We start from the raw sequence: 17,769 nt of genomic DNA on the forward strand, positions 1-17,769 counted from the left end.
ATAAGTTTTCTAAATAAAAGTTATTCGCAATACTTTACCTGTAATTTTATTAAAATTTTAAGTAAAGTTGAAATTGTTTAAAATATATTTAACCGGTAGAACAATATCTATTTAATGACGCACGAATTCAAACAAATACTAGAAACCGCCTACCAAAATCGGCATTTAAAACATGTTTTAGCAACGGTAGTCGCTTTAAATGGCTCTTCGTATAGAAAACCTGGTGTGCAAATGCTAATTTCTGAAGATGAAACCATGACGGGTGCCGTTAGCGGTGGTTGCGTTGAAAAAGAAGTTCTGTTCCAAGCACAAAGTGTTTTTAAAACAGGGTTACCAAAAGTAATGGATTACGACGGAAGTTACCGTTTAGGTTGTGAAGGCGTACTTTATATTTTACTTGAACCTTTTTTGGTTTCTGAAACAGATTACCATAACATTCAATCAGAATTACAATTAAGGCGTACTCTGGAATTTACCGCATATTTTGAAGAAGAAGTTACTACAAATTCATCTTTTGGATCGACATTAACCCTTTCAAATAAAAACCTCATTAGTTTTAGATCTGGTTTTAAACCCTTATCTCAAACTGAAACATTCAAGATAAATTTCCCTGCTTTATCGCAATTAATCATAATTGGCACCGAACATGATGCCGTTTCATTATGTACTTCAGCAAATTTATTAGGTTGGGAAATAACCGTTGTAGGCTCTCCACGCGATCCTAAACCTATTGAGCGATTTCCTGGAGCAAAAACAATGCTTTATCTCGACCCTAGTTCGAATTACGACTTTACCTGTGATGAACATACCGCTGTGATTTTAATGAACCACAATTACGCTCGAGATCTTAATTTTATACTCACTTTACAACACCAAAAATTTTATTACTTGGGTGTTTTAGGCTCTGCTAAACGTCGTGAAAAACTCATGAATGCTTTAATTGAGTACAATCCCGATATCAACACCTCGTTTTTAGACCGCATTTACAGTCCTGCCGGTATTAATATTGGCGCAATTACGCCTCAAGAAATCGCGGTGTCTATTTTAAGTGAAATTATTGCCGTAAAACGCCATAAGGAAGTGCCTTCGTTACGTGAACACATGGGCAGCATTCATGCTAAATAATAGCTTATGGAAACGGCAATTATTGTTTTAGCAGCAGGTGCTTCAAATAGAATGAAAGCTATTAAACAGCTTCTTCCGTACAACGGCACATCTTTACTTGAAAACGCATTGCAAGTTGCAGAAGCCACAGTAACAAACCAAATTGTTTGCGTTTTAGGTGCGAATGCAGAAACTATAAAAGAAAGCACGCACTTTTCAGAAGCTATTTCAATTACTACTAATAAAAATTGGCAAAACGGATTAGGACAATCTATTGCACATGGCTTGCATTATATAGAATCTCATTTTAAAAATATTGAACGCGTAGTCATCACGCTCGCCGACCAACCTTTTATAACTACCGCGCACCTCAACAAAATGATTGAGGCAAATAGAAAACCTGAGACTATTCATGCCACAACATACCAAGAAACTATTGGCGTTCCGGTATTATTTTCTAAGTTTTACTTTGATGAATTGAAAGTGTTAAACGATGATAAAGGCGCAAAACATTTATTAAAGCGTTACGTTAAAAATGTGATATCAATTCCAACAAATTTTGAAAATATTGATATTGATACGGAAGTTGATTACAAGAATTTAACTAAAAAAGATTAAAATAAAATTTATCAAAAAAAAGAAAATCGCCTAAAAATTACTTTTTAAACGATTTTTTATCGGGGTAGTTAGAAGCTATTTATACAACAAAAAACTACTTATCAGCAACTTACATACAACTAACACTCCTGTTGATTGAGAATTTCACTTTAGTATATAATCTTGGTTCGATTAAAGGATTGGAAATTATTATCTCTTACTGATTTTAGATATAAAACAATAAAAAATAAGGCCCCTAAAACTCGCTACAGTAAATTGGAGCCTTTACCGACGCTTTAGTTTGTTTGAGTTATTTCTACATTCCCACCTCATTGAAGCAGTCGGATTGAAGAAATTCTCAAAATCTTTAACAGATCTACCTAGCTCTTTAAAATGTTCATTTTTGAGGTCCATTACAAGTTTTAAGTTTTTATTTTTTTATTAGGTCTTGAACAATTTCTCAATTTTAGATTTAGTAACTTATTTGTTAAGGACTTTTGTTTAAATTTAAAATTAAACATTTTATTGAATTCAGCTCTATATTGATTTTGGAAAAGTTCTTAAATCACTCAAAGCCTTACCTAACTATAACTTTTGTTTTACCAGAAAACTTCGTTGATTTTATATCAATAAAGTAAATACCTCTGTCTAAAGGTGCTTTAAATTTAAACTGACTACCAACATCTACTATTTGCTTATTAATTAGTTTTCCTAACATATTGTATGTATGAACAGTCATTTTATCAGTAGCTTTCTTATCTTGATCAATTTTAATGTTAATATCTTTTCCGCTATCGACTGGGTTTGGATACAATTGAATTGAAACATCATTATTAGAGTCAAGTAATAATGCACTAAGACTAGCATTGTTATATAATTCAGCTATATCATTTTCGCTTAAAGCATAATTATAAATTCTAAACTCATCATAATTATGATTTGTATATACATCTTGTGATTGCTGTGATTTACCTAAGTAGTTTTGGTTTGTTGGGCCAATATCAGAAGGCGTCAAATTACAATTGTTATCTGTAAAAACTAACTCACCATTAATAAAATACTTAAAGGTATTGCCTTCCAAAGAAAGCGCCACATGCACCCATTCGTCAACAGGAAAATCGCATGGCATATAAACATTATATCTACTTCCCTCAATTGGATCAATTATAAACCTTGATTCTGTTTCGTTAGCCTTAGGTATTAAGAGCATGAAATTAGAACCTCCTGCTCCAAAATCGAAAAGTCGCAAGTAATTATTAGTTACTGCTGGTGTTTTAAACCAAGAAGTAATTGTGAAGTCTGTGAGATTTGACACGATATTATCTCCCAATTGCACATAAGATTCGTCTGAGGCTGACAAAGTAATTGCACTTCCATCATTACCTACAGACCATTCTGGATTATTTTTTAATTCTCCATGATAGCCACCCCACTCATCATAAGTTTTACTTCCTGAGTTTTCATTAAAAGTAAATTTTGCATGTTGCCCGTTTTTTGGGGCTGCTACCAATACACTAGATTCGGGTCCTTCACCTTCGTCGTTGTATGGTTGTACTTTATAATAATAATTATTACCATTAACAATACCAGTATTTTCAACAAATCGAGTGCCTATAAAATTATTCGAAATTTCAGTAAAAGGTCCATTAGCATTTGATGATCGGGTTATTTTATACATTGTATCATAAGCGAAATCCCAAGTAATAACAACAGATTCATCTCCCGATGAGATATATAAATTTTCAATATCATTAGGAGCACTAATATCTTTTGTTGTAACTTCAACTATTTGTGAATATTCACCTTCTCCAGCACTATTAACTCCTGCTACTTTATAATAATATGTTGTTAAAGCTGTTAGATTTTCATCTTTATAATTAATCGCATCAAGATTTTCAGCTATAGTTTCATACTCGCCATCTATAGCTGTAGAGCGTTTTAAAATATATTTTTTAGCATTTGCAGCATTATTCCATTCTAGTTGTATAATGGTTCCTGAAAGTGCTTGCCCTGTTAAAACAGGAGCCGCAGCAGGTTGATCTATGGTTACTTCAACCTCTCTAGAATATGTAGATTGTGTGTTTTTATAACTTGTTGCTCTTACCCTATATTTTGCTGAATTATAAGTTAAATTATCATAAAAGTTTACTGTTCCTCCTACTTCATAATCATCTCCTTTAACCAAGGTTGCAATTGGCGCGAAGGTAGTTTCTGAATCTGTTTTTCTTTCTAAGATATAGTTTTTACCTGTTTCACCGTTATGATCGTACCATGAAATAACACTTTGGGTATAATTTTGAGAAAAACTTTGATTTAACCAGGGCGGGGCTATTTTCCACTGGTGGTTATATTCTTTTGATTTTTTAAAACCTGTACCAGAGTTAAAGGCTCCAAACATTTCACCAGCAGGTGTAATTTGGCCACCAAGCTCTAAAGTTCTAGCATCATTAACCCATTGATATAAAAAATGATGTTCAACTAGATCGTTCGTTTCAAAATAAGATAATATTTCTTCTAATTTAACTTTATTTCTTTCTGCATTTTCAGGTGTAAGAGGCAGAGCTCCTGTTTTTTGCACACCATTTTCATCTAAAATAGGATCGCCATTAGGGTAATAACGAGGTCCGCTAGCATTTGGCCACTTTGAAGCATCTGCACTATTAGTCCAGTTTGCACCATTATTCCACTCTGTAATCCATACAGGTCTTCCGCCTATGGCAGCAGTTGAAATATTCCAAGACCACCAACTTGTTGGTTGATCTTGATACGCATGAAATGCAATAAAATCTACACGATAATTAAGCTCGTTACAAATTTGCATAAATTCATTTAGCCATGAACTGCCTATTGCTGCAGGTGCTGGAGAACCAATTCTTAACCCTGACTTAAATATCTCTGGCCATTGATTAATAGCTGAGGCTACACTCATATTTGCTTGGTCTGGTCTTGCTGGCTCATTATATCCTAATACGTGCGACACATTTGTTAATGAGTTAATTTTAGTAAAAGAATCCCAACCTAAATTATGCCTCATAGGTACAAAAGTAGCATCAACACTTTCTGTATCACCTCCAGCGGACCAATTATAGTATATTGTTGGACTTGCTTGATAATGAGCATCTCCTCCTAATTTATTTGCAAGTCCTTTTTTAGAATTCCATTGCCATTTAAAAACCCTTATAAACGATATAAAACTACTTTGGTCTGTACTGCTTGCTATAAAACCTTCAGGCAATGCCGATACTTCAATATCATCATCGCTAGCTATAAACATTTTACTAAACCCTGTTCCATTTGGGTTGTTAGCCAATGTAACTGCAAATCCTTTTTTAAGTTTAAACGATTTCACATTATTATCAAAAGCTCCTAAATTATTATGGTAGGTTTCAACTTCTAAATCCATAGAATTACCTCCAAAATTCTCTTCAGAGTAAATAGTAAGTGCGTTTTGCATTGCCAATTTTCCGTTTGGAATAATTACACAACCAGATGCATAAATACCTATTCTATCCTTTGTAGGGTCGAATGGTTGCCCATTAATTTTCACGATATCTAACCAAGTATTCGCTTCATCTAAAAATATAGAAGGTTTAATTCTTTCTATATACAACCAAGAATCATCTGATGTTAAATTTACAGAGCTGTTACGAAGCGGATCTGTACCTGTAATATGTATTTCAGATGTTCCAGAGACAGTAACATCAACATTTATAAAACGAGCTATATTGTAATCTTGATTATCTATACTTACTTGATTTCTAGGTTCACTACCTGTAGAAACGGGGGCATAAGCCCCTGTTGCATCAAAAGTCACAGATGCTACTTGTATATCTACTGTTCCTTCCTGGTAATTTTTTCCTAGAATAATTCGAGGTTGTGCACCAAATTTTTTAAGTGATAAGTTTCCAACAAACCAAATACCTGCCCCATTATTTTCAAATAATAAATAGTAAGTACCTGCTTCGGTTGTTGTAAAAGTTAAATTACTATTACTTAATTTTTTTTGATTCCCGTTTGTTACGGAAGTTGAAAACTGGCCAATTAAATTGTTTCCTGTGGTTTCTTTACTTGCACTTATTTTAAAAGTCCCCGAAGAGCCATTACCCCAATAAGTATATAAAGAACTAAGGCTATAGGTTGTGTTGGCTTCCAATGTTACCGGGTAGTAGTATGAAGAGCCATTTGTTACGCCACTTTCCCATCGCATTAACATAAAATGATTTGTCTCGGTATAAGTTTGCCCATTGTAAGTTAAATTACTGTTTAAAGTATTTGTAAATCGAACACCAGAATTACTATTAGGAGTATTCCATGGAACATTTCCAGTGCCATTGTTATTCCAACCTGCTTGCAAAGGTGTTTCGGTAGTTAAATTTCCAAAGGCATTTTCTGTTATATTTGGACCTTCGGTCATAGAGGACAGGTCGGGATTGGTATTTTCAACACCATTAACAATATCGTAAATAGTTTCTAAACCTTTAGATTCTATATAACTCCCATTTTGGTACATGTGAACCGTATTTCCTTCTACGGCATAACGAATGGTTTGTTCTTCGGATGAAGAAAAATTCATCATATAAATACTCGATAACGGAGTTGACCATTGAAATTTTTCAGTATTTAAAGAAGTTCTAAAACCCTTGAAATCATTTTTACGAAGATCAAAATCAAGTCCTCTTCCATCTGCAGAATTTATAGTTGCTTTAATTTCAATAGACATATTTTGATATAAATCCATGGGAAGATTTACAACATCAACCACATTAGAACCATCAATCGTTTCGGATGCTATAAGTGTTGTTGGTAAGCTGGCTTTTTGATCTAAATTGGGTTCTTGAGAGTAAGTATGTATCGACACTAAGCATAGTACAACCCCAAAGAATCGTTTTAGTTTATTCATTTTATAAAGTTTTATTTAGTTTATTTTAGTATTGTTACTAGTTGGTTTTAGTAATTTATTGATATTGAACCTTTAAAAAAGAAAAAGAAATAGACAGCTGTTTTTTTTTAACTCGATAAGTTATATATAAAACAACCTATGGTTCATGGCCATTGAGGATGAAATATCTTTTATAATTAAGAAAATATTGTAAAGTTTGGTAAATCTTCTCTATATCTTAATATAATAAGGAGAAAACACACCTAATTAAACACTTAACTGATTGGACTAATTAATAAGAATAGAATAATTATGAACTATGTAAGCTAAACTTAAATAGCTCACATAGTTCATAACAAGGGGGTTATATTATAGTTTAACTATTTTAGTAACACTTCTTTTGTTATTGGCTTGTAAATCTAAAACATAAGTTCCTGATTTTAAGTTTTCACCATAACTAGTTAAACCTAAACCAAAAGCACCTTCTTCTACCTTTGCACCAATTAAACTATATATTTTATAAACACCAACGTACTCATTTGAATCGATATTGAATGAGCCTTTTGATGGGTTTGGATAAACAGTCACTGTATTATCTAAAGTGTCATATTTTTTAGAACTTAAAGTAGTAGCGGCTTCTAATTCATCTACTGTATAACTAGTTCCTGTTTTACCAAATACCAATTTATCAATAAACAAACCATCTTCTCTCGCTCCAATTTGATAAGTAACACTTAGACTTCCAGGATTTACTGTATATGTCCAATTTGTACCATTAGCCCATAACTGAGAAAGATTAATCCATTTCCATTGCTCTATTATTTGAGATTGCATATCCCCTGAAACAACATCAGTACCAGCAGTATGACCTGATTCATCCAGTCGATTCATATTAACCCAATCATTAGAATCTGTCTCAACTTTAGTTCCGAAAGATTGAGCCACATAAAAACTATCATCATTATTCCCTTCAGGACCAATATAAATTTTGACATATAAATCATAAGTGTCAGCCTCTGGAAAAGTAATATTATAAGTTATAACTTTATCTGCTGTACCTGGATATGAAGTAGATAAAAAATTTGTTTGTGGGTAAACATAGGTTATTCCTCCATCAGTTCCCGTTGTATAATCACTTCCTAGAGAACCAGACTCTGCTTCTACAAGAAAAGGTTGAGTAGTTTGAGCCATTAAGGCTATTGTGTTAAGTAATAGCAAATAAGCAAAGCATGTAATTTTCTTCATAATTTTAAATTTTTAATGTTATTTAATTTAGATTTAGTAATAAAAAACATAGAAAATTATACTTCTACGCCTTTATTGTATGTAAAATAACACTAAACAAAAGTTAACAGGCACTTATTAATCAGCTCAAAAAGGACTACTAATTGACTTCGGAATATTTTTTAGTTCTTTATAGCATGGTCTATAGGAATTTTTTGTCCCGACCAAATTTTCTTTTGTGTCCAAGGTTGGTAAGGTTCTCTCCAAAACGCATCCGTTGAGGGTAACCCAAGTATTAAAAATACTTCAGAACATAAATACAAACTTCCTGTAGAAATATAGCCTTCACCAATATTAGGTTGATGCCCAAATAAACCTATTTGAAGCCAGCCATTTTCATCAAAAGTACCAGAAGCATTTATTTGATTCTTTACCATAGCATATAAAGCCGAACGAACTTGAGCTGGATTAACTTCATTTGGCAACTCATTCCAAAGCGCTATTTGGGATAACAATTGAAATGCACCAAAACGATATGCTAACGATCTACCTATTGGAGGGTATGTACCTTCGGGTGAAATTAATCGTTCTTGAATAGCCGCGTAGCGTTTGGATCTTTTTAAAGCCATCTCGTAATCCTTTTTCATGTTTACCCCTTTTTCATTCATAACTTTTAATATATCAAGAATCATAGGCTGGATAACAAAGCTATTATAATAATCCCAGTGAAAATCTGGACCATCTCCATACATACCATCCCCTAAATACCACTCTTTATGTTTGTTTAATGGGTAGTCCAGTCTCATCATATCTGCTCCTGCCTCAAATTTGAGCAACGCGGCTTCTATCATTCCTGAAAAAAGCAACCAATTACTATAATATGGCTTTATTACTCTTGTAGATTTTAATGCTTTAATTACATTTTCTTTAGTAGTTTCATCTAATGGTTCCCACAACTGCTCGGGCGCACGTATTAATGCTTGCGCAAAAAAAGCTGCATCTACTAAAGGTTGCTTATCATTATTAAAATTCATAAAATCTGGCGATTCAGGATTAGTTGCATTATGTATACATTTTTGTGCCAATAAAATGTACTTTGCTCTTAACTTACCTTCTGGCGTTTTATCTGTACCCAGTTCTAACCACGGCGCCATTCCTGAAAGCAACCTTCCAAAAGCCTCTAAATAGGTAACGTGTGTACGATCATCCCAAGCACCTGGAGATTTCTCTACAGGCATCATTTTTTTTAATTCATTTTTGCCTAATGCCGTTAAAACTGGATCGCCTATTTTAATTAATGAGGACACAAAAAATTCTCGAACCTGTTTTGGTGTTTCTTCTTGTGAGTATGTTTTATTTATAGTTAGAACTGATATTCCAAAAACTATTAGGATGTATTTTAGTTGATGAGTCATTTTATGTAGTTTTAAAATTCTTTAGTTTATTTGAAATGTAAAATATAATTAATTTATGAAAATATTTATTTAGTATTCGTGAATACTATAAAAACACACAAGCAAAAAGACTATCTGATGGATAGTTTCTTGCTTTACGTTTAATACTATTTAGTGCCTTATTAAAAGCTTTTTTACTGATATTTTTTCCCCTTTATTTAATTTAAGTAAATACATTCCTGATGGTAACTGCGCAACACTTAGTTGCCCTTTTGCTGTGTTTACAAAATCTTCAGTTAGCAATAATCTGCCATTTATATCATATATATTAGCTGTTGTTATTTCATTTGTATTATTGGTGAAACTAAGATTCAATACATCGTTTGCTGGAACTGGCCAAAATGTTAAGCCATCAATACAATTGTTTTCACAATTGTCTGTAGAAAGGGTTTTGTTATATAAGTTAGCAACATCTTGAGCTGTTAAGGCATAGTTATAAACTCTAAAATCATCTATACGTCCATTTAATAAAGGATTCGTTGAAAATTGACTTTTCCCAATATAATTAAACATAGGTTTAAAATCGATAGGTCTAGCTGTTACAGTATTAGACTCATTAATTAAAACACCATTAATATATAAACTCGCGGTTGTAGCACCTAAAGTGACAGCTACATGAGACCATTGATTTTCTGGTAATGCTACAGTGGCATCTAAAGTTTGTAAACCACTGCCGTTATTTATACCAAATCGCAAGTAACCTGTACCAGAATATGGAGACATATACATGAATTCGTTTTGATTATTACCAAAATCGAAAATACGTTGCCAAATATTTCCTCCATTCCAGTATACCCAAGTTGCTACTGTAATTTCTTCTTGATTTGCAATATCTGGTGGTAACTGCAAATACGAACTACCATTTAAAACTAACGACTCTGAGCCAATTTCACCACTATCAAATGAAATTGTTCCCGAAGAAGCTGTATGATTTAAGTTTGTTGATGAATCTAAAATGTTTTGTTCAAATTCATAATGAGCAACAACAGCATTATTTCCGTTAGCAATTGCTGAAACTTCAGCAGAATGAGCAGATGCATTTAAAGAATTATCTACAGCCTTTATTTTATAAAAGTATTGTCCGCCAATGGTTACTGTATTATCTACAAATGACGTTGTAAGTACGTTTCTTGCAATAGTACTGTATGTTCCGCCAGCTGTTTCTGCTCTAAATATTGTATAACCAGCAACATCTGCCTCTGGACTAGCTGTCCAATCAAGCTGAATAGATTCTGGATTTCCTGTAGCAACCAAATTATTTGGAACACTAGGCGCATTAAATTCTACAGGGGCATTAACTGGTAAAAATCGCCATTGTTGACTATAAGAATTTAGCCCGGTTTTTTTCTCCCACTGACGTACATTTGCATTTTCTGATGTTGAAGCTACTTCTAAAAATTTTCCACTAATACGACTACCAATATAAAACCACCCGTCTTCGGCATATTCAATAAACCAATGCCTGTTTAAGCTATTACTGTCAGCAAAAGAAATAATATTACCATTATTGAAAAGATTAGAAGCATCAACTGCCATTTTCTTACTTGTATTACTTCCTAAACCAATTTTATAAAAAGTAAAATCGCCTCCAACATTTGCTGGTACAGCATTCATTTCCCATTGCTGGTATGTTTGTCCCGCATCTGTACCAACTTCTATATTTGCACCATCATTAGTAGAACCATTGGCTACCTGTATTACTTTACCACTTTCACGATTCACTAATTTATACATGCCATTAGCAATAGCAGGTTGTATATCTTCTCCCCATTGAATATTAATAACGCGTTCTGCATTTGGTTGGTTTTGGTGATATCCTGTACCTCCGGGCATCTGCATAACAAACTCTCTTTGAGGACCATGACCATCATAATAAACAGCTCTGTTTTGAGATACAAATTTGTATGATGTAGCTACAGCTTGTCTTTCTGATGCACCAAGAAAAGCTTCAACTTGACCATCTTGATTTCTATAAACTGAAGCAGCTGTCCAGTTGGAGCGGTTTTCGGCATAAGCCAACCTAGCCCCTTTTGATGCCTTTAAAAATTTCCCCCCAGTGTACTCTGGTGTTCCCCACCAAATACCCATTTGAAGGCCATACTCCAATCCCGCAATTGCTTCAATAACATTATGCAATTCGTCATTACTAGCATAGTTCCCATCACTTCTTACTGTTTCAAAGAAATTGGCATAGTTACTAAACGAACCTGCCAACTGATGCGTAATACCTTCATCTAATGTAGACTTTAGGTAGTTGTACCAAGGTAAAGCCTGATCTGTATTCAAAGTACTAGAAGATATTCGAACATCATCAAGTTCTGATAATTTCCGTAATTCTGTGTTTAATGCAGCATTAAATGGTTTGTCGCCATTTCCGTAAGAAGTACCAAGGTCACATTCATTACATGGGGCTAAAGAAATAACTTCATGCCCTGCTGCCTCATAATAACTTATGGTAGCGGCAATATTTGCTGCCCAGGTAACAGGATTGTAATTACCCTGCGTACCATAACTTGGGTCTACAGAGTTACGAACGCTATTCATGGTTAGCTGCATTGGCCTGCCCAATAAAGCGAGATACCCAAGACGTTTATCTATTAGTGCTTTGATCGCTGGAGCAAGCTCTCCATTACTTTCCAATGGCAAATGCGTGAAATAAGATACGCGAACTACGTCGACATTTTCGCCCCCCATGAAAGCCATCCCTCTTCTAAAATTTTCTTCACTTGCCCAAGCCGTGTCTAAGCCCCATAACATTGTTTTGGGAGTTCCTGTAGCTTTTACATCGTAAAACAGAACCTCATCTGCAGATGGTTGAACTACAAAATTACTACTTGTGCTTGTTTGCGCATTGATTTGCCATATTCCTATTGCAAAAAGCAATAAGAATGAAATAAAAAATGTATTTTTTTTCATCTAGTTTAATTTAGTTTATTGGGTTTAGCTGTATGATCTGTCTTTTTTTTAATACAAGTTATTTCTCTACAGAAAAAAATCTATAGAAAAATTAAAAATCATACTGCAAAAAACATATAATTATAATATGCTTAGGGTAACAAATTGGTTGAAGTTGATGCATTAAACGCCCAACGCTTAATTTATTTCAACCTAGAATTAATTGTGCAGCTTTGCAATTTTTAATTAATTTATATTAATAACATATTCGGTTTTTACTTTCCCATTTTTTCAGAAGTGCGGTTTCTTCTTGTGTTATTGGGATTACAGTTCCATGGCGTGGATGAAAATTCATTGAAATAAACTCATCAACAACAGAGAAATTAATTAAATCAGTAATTTTGGTAAATTGGTACTTTCCAGAAGTATACATATCATACATTAAAATATAAGTATCAGAATTAATCAATTTAAAAACACTGGAACCTTCAACCGGTTTATTTGTTACGTTCATAAATCCTTTCTGTTCTTTGTAACCGCTCGTTAAATTATCTGAAACTGCTTGCATAATCCCTTTTTTAGATTCGTCTTCGTTTTTAAAAAAGAGATGGTATTTCCCGTCTTTCTAAATAATATCACCATCAATACAAGCTGAGTTACTTGGAACTCCATCCGTTGGCAGAAACCATATCGGTAACAACCATATAAAACGTTTTTCCATCATGACCTCTTAAAATATGCGAATCACGTACACCACCTGTAGAACTTATTTTCTTTGAACTAATAATTGGCTCGTTATTATTAAGGGCATAATAGTTATACCCATCTTTACTTATTGCATATCGTATAGATTCCTCGGTTCCATTATTGCCTGTAAAATATGTAAATAGGTGGGCAACATAATTATTTGGCTTGTTGTTTTGAGGTGTTTTACATGAAGAATTAAAACTAGTTATTACTAAAATAAGCAAAAGGCATTTTATTGGTTTTATTAATTGGATTTTCGTGTTCCTTTTTATTGATATTTCATGTTTTGGCGTAGCCTTTTAAATTTTATTCTTTACTCTTTAAATATCGATACATTTCTGACGCAGCCAATAAATAGGCTCCTACACCAAAATCTGCAGTAGAATTAACGTCTACCACTTGACCAGGAATAGCACGTTCACCAATGGGTTGTACATACCCTATTTCACCATCTTCTTGCAGTGCAACTTTTGATAAATACTTCCAACTATTTTCAATAACAGAGAGGTATTTTTTCTCATCTAAAATTCCGTTGTTTACACCCCACAAATAGCCGTAGGCAAAAAAAGCTGTACCACTGGTTTCGAACCCTGGCGCGTGTTCGGGATCTAAAATACTTCGAGTCCAATAACCTTCTGGTTGTTGCGCTGCTTTTAAAGCATTTGCCATGGTTTTAAAACGAGTAATATATTCTTCTCTGTATTTAGATTTTTTAGGTAAATCTTGAATAACTTTAGCTAAACCTGCAAAAACCCAACCATTACCTCTCGCCCAAAAATCCTTTTTTCCATTAGCACTTTTGTGTTTGGGGTATACATATTTTGCATCACGGAAATATAATTGCGCTTCGGAATCGTACATAATACTATTAGCATAGTTTAGGTATTCATTTAGTTTTTCTAAATAAAGTTCGTTTCCCGTAACATTATATAGCTTAGTCATTACTGGCATAACCATGTAAAGTCCGTCTGCCCACCACCAATAATCGTTTGCAGAAGTACTCATTTGGTATTCCATTACTTCACGCGCTCTTTTAATTTTTTCAGGGTCTTTTTTTCCTTCTAAAGTAAAAATGTCTATATAAGTTTGAAATGCTATTTGCCAATCTCCAAAAAGAACATGATCATCGGTTTCTCCATAATTATACTTCCATTCTGACTTATTATCTGACTTAGCTCCTTTGTATTCGTTTTTTTCTGCCCAAGCTTTTGAATATTCTAAATAATCCTCATCAGCTGTTATTTTATAGGCCTCTATGTTACCTGTATGATAAGCTGCTACGTGCCAAAAAGAATTCCCATGATTTGGGTGTGTTTTTTGCCAATAGCCATTAACTTTATATACAATAGATTTAATATCTTCTTTAGTTTGACCAAACGATTCTTGACCCTTTGTTCTCTGAGCTGTTTTACACCCTAAAAGGAAAACATGTATTAAAACAATAGAGAAAATGAACCTAAATCTATATTTAGACTCATTAAAAAAAATAAAAAATTGACACCTTTTTTTATAGTTGCTTTTTTTCATTTAAAATTGAATTTATTTAAAGAATTGAATTACTTTTTTTATTTAAACAATGTTATAAGCCCGTCGATTGTCTAAAAATTTGGAACTATATAAAACGTGAATTCATATTTTTTATCTAACAATTTATATTCATCATGTGTGTGTGCACCCCAACTAGTATCGCCACCTACACCCATTTGTTTATAATCGATATTTAAGGACGTTAAATCTCTGGTTTTTACATCTATGGTATGCCTATTGGTTACCAGGTCCCCTTCACTTTGTCTGCCGTCGGTACGTTCTAGAGATTCAAAATCTTCCATAATGGAATGATGTGCACTAAAATCTATAGTTGGAAACCCATAAATTTTGATTCCTTTACCAGTTTTATTTTTTAGACTCATCCATCTCACATCACTCTTATTACCGTTTTCTTGCGGACGAATGTATGCCCAATTAAAATCTTCTATCTGGCCAGAATACGTGCCAATTTTTGCCCCAGTTTTTCTATCGAAATAACTTTCGTAAGGTCCTTTTCCGTACCAGGTTACGTTTTCAAATTCGTTTAATAACTGAATATTCAAACCTACTCTTGGTAAATCTGGCAAATTATCTTGCTTCTTTTGAAATGTGTTTTTTATTAAAATAGCACCATCACTGTTTATGGTATAGTCCATCTGAAATTCTGCTATTTTAAGATTTTCTTCGTTTAATAAATTATATTTCACAACCACCAATGCATCACCATTTTGCATAGTGGCTTTTATACTTTCTACCGTTCTGTTTTTACTTACATGTCGCCAAACACGACTTCTTTTGTGTAAATCGTTTCCAAAATCATTATCAATAGGTGCTCTCCAAAAGTTTGGAGTAAAACCTTGTTGGTTTTTAATAATGTTCTCACCATTTTTAAAACTTAAATCAACCAAAACACCCGTGGTTTTATTAAAAGTAGCTTTGATATTTTCGTTACTAACTTTTATTGCAGCTTCGGTATTTTCAATTGAAATATTGGAATTAGATTTTGAAATAGCCACAGGCGCTGGTTTATTTAGTATAAATTGTTCCCAAGCTACTTCATGCCCTTTTTCAATAACACCTTTTGCCTCTTTTGCTAAAGCAGAAATAGTTAAAATCAATTCTTTGCTGTTATCAAAATTACCTGGCTTTTCAATTTTTAAAATTGTTTTTTGCGAAGGTTTAACATCAACAGAATCTATTATATTCTCAAGAACAACTTCGCCATCTAACTCAAATTTATAAGTGAATATAAACTCAGATAAATTGGTGAAATCGAAGTTATTTTCAATTTCATAACCATTTGCGTGTTTTTTTAACTTAATGTTTTGGTACACTTTCTTAACCTCCCATAAATGAGGTTTAGGTGCACGGTCTGGATTAACCAATCCGTTTAAACAAAAATTACCATCGGAAGGCACATCTTTAGGTCCAAAATCGCCACCATAAGCCCAATATTCTGTGCCATCATCAGTTGTTTTAATTAGGCCTTGATCGACCCAATCCCATATAAAACCACCTTGTAATACAGGATATTTCTCAATAACATCCCAATAGTCTTGTAAGTTACCAACGCTATTCCCCATAGCATGTGCGTACTCACACATAATGTATGGTCTGTCATTATTGTTTTCGGCATAATTTATTAAACTTTTTATACGTGGATACATTGGGCAAACAATATCGGTATTCCTATTCGTACCCGCTTGTTCAAACTGTACCAACCTTGTGGTATCTCTTTGCTTTATCCAATAGTAACCGTCATAAAATACTTTTCCATTACCACATTCATTACCTAACGACCAGGTAATAATGGAAGGAATGTTCTTATCGCGCTCCACCATATTTTTTATTCTATCCATATGAGCCGCTTCCCATTCTGGTAAATAAGCAACGTGTTTGGTCTCATCAAAAGAACCTTGATTTGTTGCGCCCATGCCGTGCGATTCTATGTTAGCTTCATCTACAACATATAAGCCATATTCATTACAAAGTTTATAAAATGCTTCTGGCTGTGGGTAATGCGATGTTCTTACAGCATTGATATTAAAACGTTTCATAGTTTTAATGTCATTCAACATAGTTTCCTTATCTACATAATGCCCTGTTCTGTCGTGATGCTCATGCAGATTAACGCCTTTTACCAAAATAGCCTTTCCGTTCACTAATAGTTGTCCGTTTTTCTGCTCTATTTTTCTAAAACCAACTTGCGTTCCTACACGCTCAATAGTATTTTCTTTAGCGTCTTTAAGTGTAATAACTAATTGGTATAAATACGGGTTTTCAGCATTCCACGGCTTTACATTTTCAATGGATTTTTCAAAATGAATCGTTTCATTTTCAATTGATTTTTGCTCGTTTAAAACTTCCTTTCCACTAGCATCAAATAGTTGATATTGTACATATCCATTATTTTGAGCATCTTTTGATAATTTTATGTCTAATGAATACAAACCATCTTTATAATCGTTTTTTAAATCTGCTTTAGACCAAAAATCTTTAACATGTGCTTTTTCTCTGCTTAAAACGTAAACATCTCTGGTAATACCACTTAATCTCCAAAAATCTTGATCTTCTATATAACTAGCATCGGACCAACGGTAAACCTCAACAGCTAACTGATTTTCACCTTCAATAATATATTTTGAAATATTAAATTCCGCAGGTGTCTTACTATCTTCACTATAACCCACTTTCTCACCATTAACCCATACGTACATGGCGGAACTCACGGCACCAAAGTGTAAAATTATATCTTTATTTAAAGCGCTTTTTGAAATATTGAAGGTTGTACGATAAGAGCCTACAGGATTGTAATATGACTGAATTGTAGGCGGTGTTTTCTCGTGTGGATATTTTACATTAGTATATATAGGAATATCGAAACCTTGTGTTTCCCAGTTACCAGGAACGGCTATGTCTTCCCAATCTGAAATATCATAATCTGTTTTAAAGAAATAAAAGGGTCTCTCTGAAGGTGTATTGGATAGATTAAATTTCCAAAAACCGTTTAAAGAAGTGTAGAATGATGAGTTTGACTCATTATCTTCTTTTACCTGTTCGACGGTTTCGTATGGTATAAATGAAGCTCTCGGCGCTTCTTTATTAACCCTAAAAACTTCTGGGTTTTCCCAATCGTGCGGTGTTTTTTCTTCAAATGCAACACCTTCGTATTTATGTTTACTTGAGCAAGCAAATACAAATAAGACAGTCAAGATAAGAAACTTTAATTTCATTAAAATTTATTTAATTGGTTATGTTTTCTATTGCCATCTGTGTATGTTTTAATAAAATCTAAAACAAGTAAGCAAAGAAGAAGACAAATCAACTTCTCTGCTTACACAA

10 protein-coding genes are annotated in these 17,769 nt (G+C 33.5%); 2 read left to right on the plus strand and 8 right to left on the minus strand.

Annotated features, from left to right (window positions below):
• The first annotated feature begins 114 nt into the window (after window positions 1-114).
• On the plus strand, window positions 115-1,125 hold the full coding sequence (locus tag PK35_RS02805) for an XdhC family protein (protein ID WP_044625095.1): 1,011 nt from the start codon (window positions 115-117) through the stop codon (window positions 1,123-1,125).
• 6 nt (window positions 1,126-1,131) lie between these two features.
• Window positions 1,132-1,722, plus strand: coding sequence for a nucleotidyltransferase family protein (locus tag PK35_RS02810; protein WP_044625096.1), 591 nt, complete (start codon window positions 1,132-1,134; stop codon window positions 1,720-1,722).
• 556 nt (window positions 1,723-2,278) lie between these two features.
• Here PK35_RS02810 and PK35_RS02815 read toward each other — a convergent pair.
• The 8 genes from PK35_RS02815 to lacZ form a co-directional block, all read right to left on the minus strand.
• Window positions 2,279-6,601: a glycosyl hydrolase gene (locus PK35_RS02815; RefSeq protein ID WP_082048498.1), complete on the minus strand. Its 4,323-nt coding sequence runs from the start codon at window positions 6,599-6,601 to the stop codon at window positions 2,279-2,281.
• A gap of 348 nt (window positions 6,602-6,949) precedes the next feature.
• Window positions 6,950-7,825 carry a T9SS type A sorting domain-containing protein gene (locus PK35_RS02820; protein ID WP_082048499.1) on the minus strand — a complete coding sequence of 292 codons (876 nt, stop codon included), beginning with the start codon at window positions 7,823-7,825 and terminating at the stop codon, window positions 6,950-6,952.
• 161 nt (window positions 7,826-7,986) lie between these two features.
• Entirely contained in the window at window positions 7,987-9,219 is a 1,233-nt protein-coding gene (locus PK35_RS02825) for a DUF2264 domain-containing protein (RefSeq protein WP_044625098.1), read from the minus strand.
• Window positions 9,220-9,369: 150 nt separating this feature from the next.
• Complete coding sequence (locus PK35_RS02830) at window positions 9,370-12,174, minus strand: LamG-like jellyroll fold domain-containing protein (RefSeq protein ID WP_044625099.1); 2,805 nt, start codon at window positions 12,172-12,174, stop codon at window positions 9,370-9,372.
• A 235-nt stretch (window positions 12,175-12,409) separates the two neighbouring features.
• Entirely contained in the window at window positions 12,410-12,721 is a 312-nt protein-coding gene (locus PK35_RS17985) for a glycoside hydrolase family protein (protein WP_052825806.1), read from the minus strand.
• Window positions 12,722-12,809: 88 nt separating this feature from the next.
• Window positions 12,810-13,124 carry a hypothetical protein gene (locus PK35_RS17990; protein ID WP_052825808.1) on the minus strand — a complete coding sequence of 105 codons (315 nt, stop codon included), beginning with the start codon at window positions 13,122-13,124 and terminating at the stop codon, window positions 12,810-12,812.
• 82 nt (window positions 13,125-13,206) lie between these two features.
• Window positions 13,207-14,427, minus strand: coding sequence for a glycoside hydrolase family 88/105 protein (locus tag PK35_RS02840; protein ID WP_082048500.1), 1,221 nt, complete (start codon window positions 14,425-14,427; stop codon window positions 13,207-13,209).
• Between the two features lie 71 nt (window positions 14,428-14,498).
• On the minus strand, window positions 14,499-17,660 hold the full coding sequence (gene lacZ / locus PK35_RS02845) for a beta-galactosidase, LacZ type (RefSeq protein ID WP_044625100.1): 3,162 nt from the start codon (window positions 17,658-17,660) through the stop codon (window positions 14,499-14,501).
• Between the last annotated feature and the right edge of the window lie 109 nt (window positions 17,661-17,769).

It is taken from the genome of Neotamlana nanhaiensis (genome assembly GCF_000943555.1).
Lineage (GTDB): Bacteria > Bacteroidota > Bacteroidia > Flavobacteriales > Flavobacteriaceae > Neotamlana > Neotamlana nanhaiensis.

Excerpts from the sequence above, each read along its gene's own strand:
- lacZ (WP_044625100.1), bottom strand. The coding sequence starts at position 17,660 with ATGAAATTAAAGTTTCTTATCTTGACTGTCTTATTTGTATTTGCTTGC.
- PK35_RS02820 (WP_082048499.1), bottom strand. The coding sequence starts at position 7,825 with ATGAAGAAAATTACATGCTTTGCTTATTTGCTATTACTTAACACAATA.
- PK35_RS02825 (WP_044625098.1), bottom strand. The coding sequence starts at position 9,219 with ATGACTCATCAACTAAAATACATCCTAATAGTTTTTGGAATATCAGTT.
- PK35_RS02810 (WP_044625096.1), top strand. The coding sequence starts at position 1,132 with ATGGAAACGGCAATTATTGTTTTAGCAGCAGGTGCTTCAAATAGAATG.
- PK35_RS02830 (WP_044625099.1), bottom strand. The coding sequence starts at position 12,174 with ATGAAAAAAAATACATTTTTTATTTCATTCTTATTGCTTTTTGCAATA.
- PK35_RS02840 (WP_082048500.1), bottom strand. The coding sequence starts at position 14,427 with ATGAAAAAAAGCAACTATAAAAAAAGGTGTCAATTTTTTATTTTTTTT.
- PK35_RS02805 (WP_044625095.1), top strand. The coding sequence starts at position 115 with ATGACGCACGAATTCAAACAAATACTAGAAACCGCCTACCAAAATCGG.
- PK35_RS17985 (WP_052825806.1), bottom strand. The coding sequence starts at position 12,721 with ATGCAAGCAGTTTCAGATAATTTAACGAGCGGTTACAAAGAACAGAAA.
- PK35_RS02815 (WP_082048498.1), bottom strand. The coding sequence starts at position 6,601 with ATGAATAAACTAAAACGATTCTTTGGGGTTGTACTATGCTTAGTGTCG.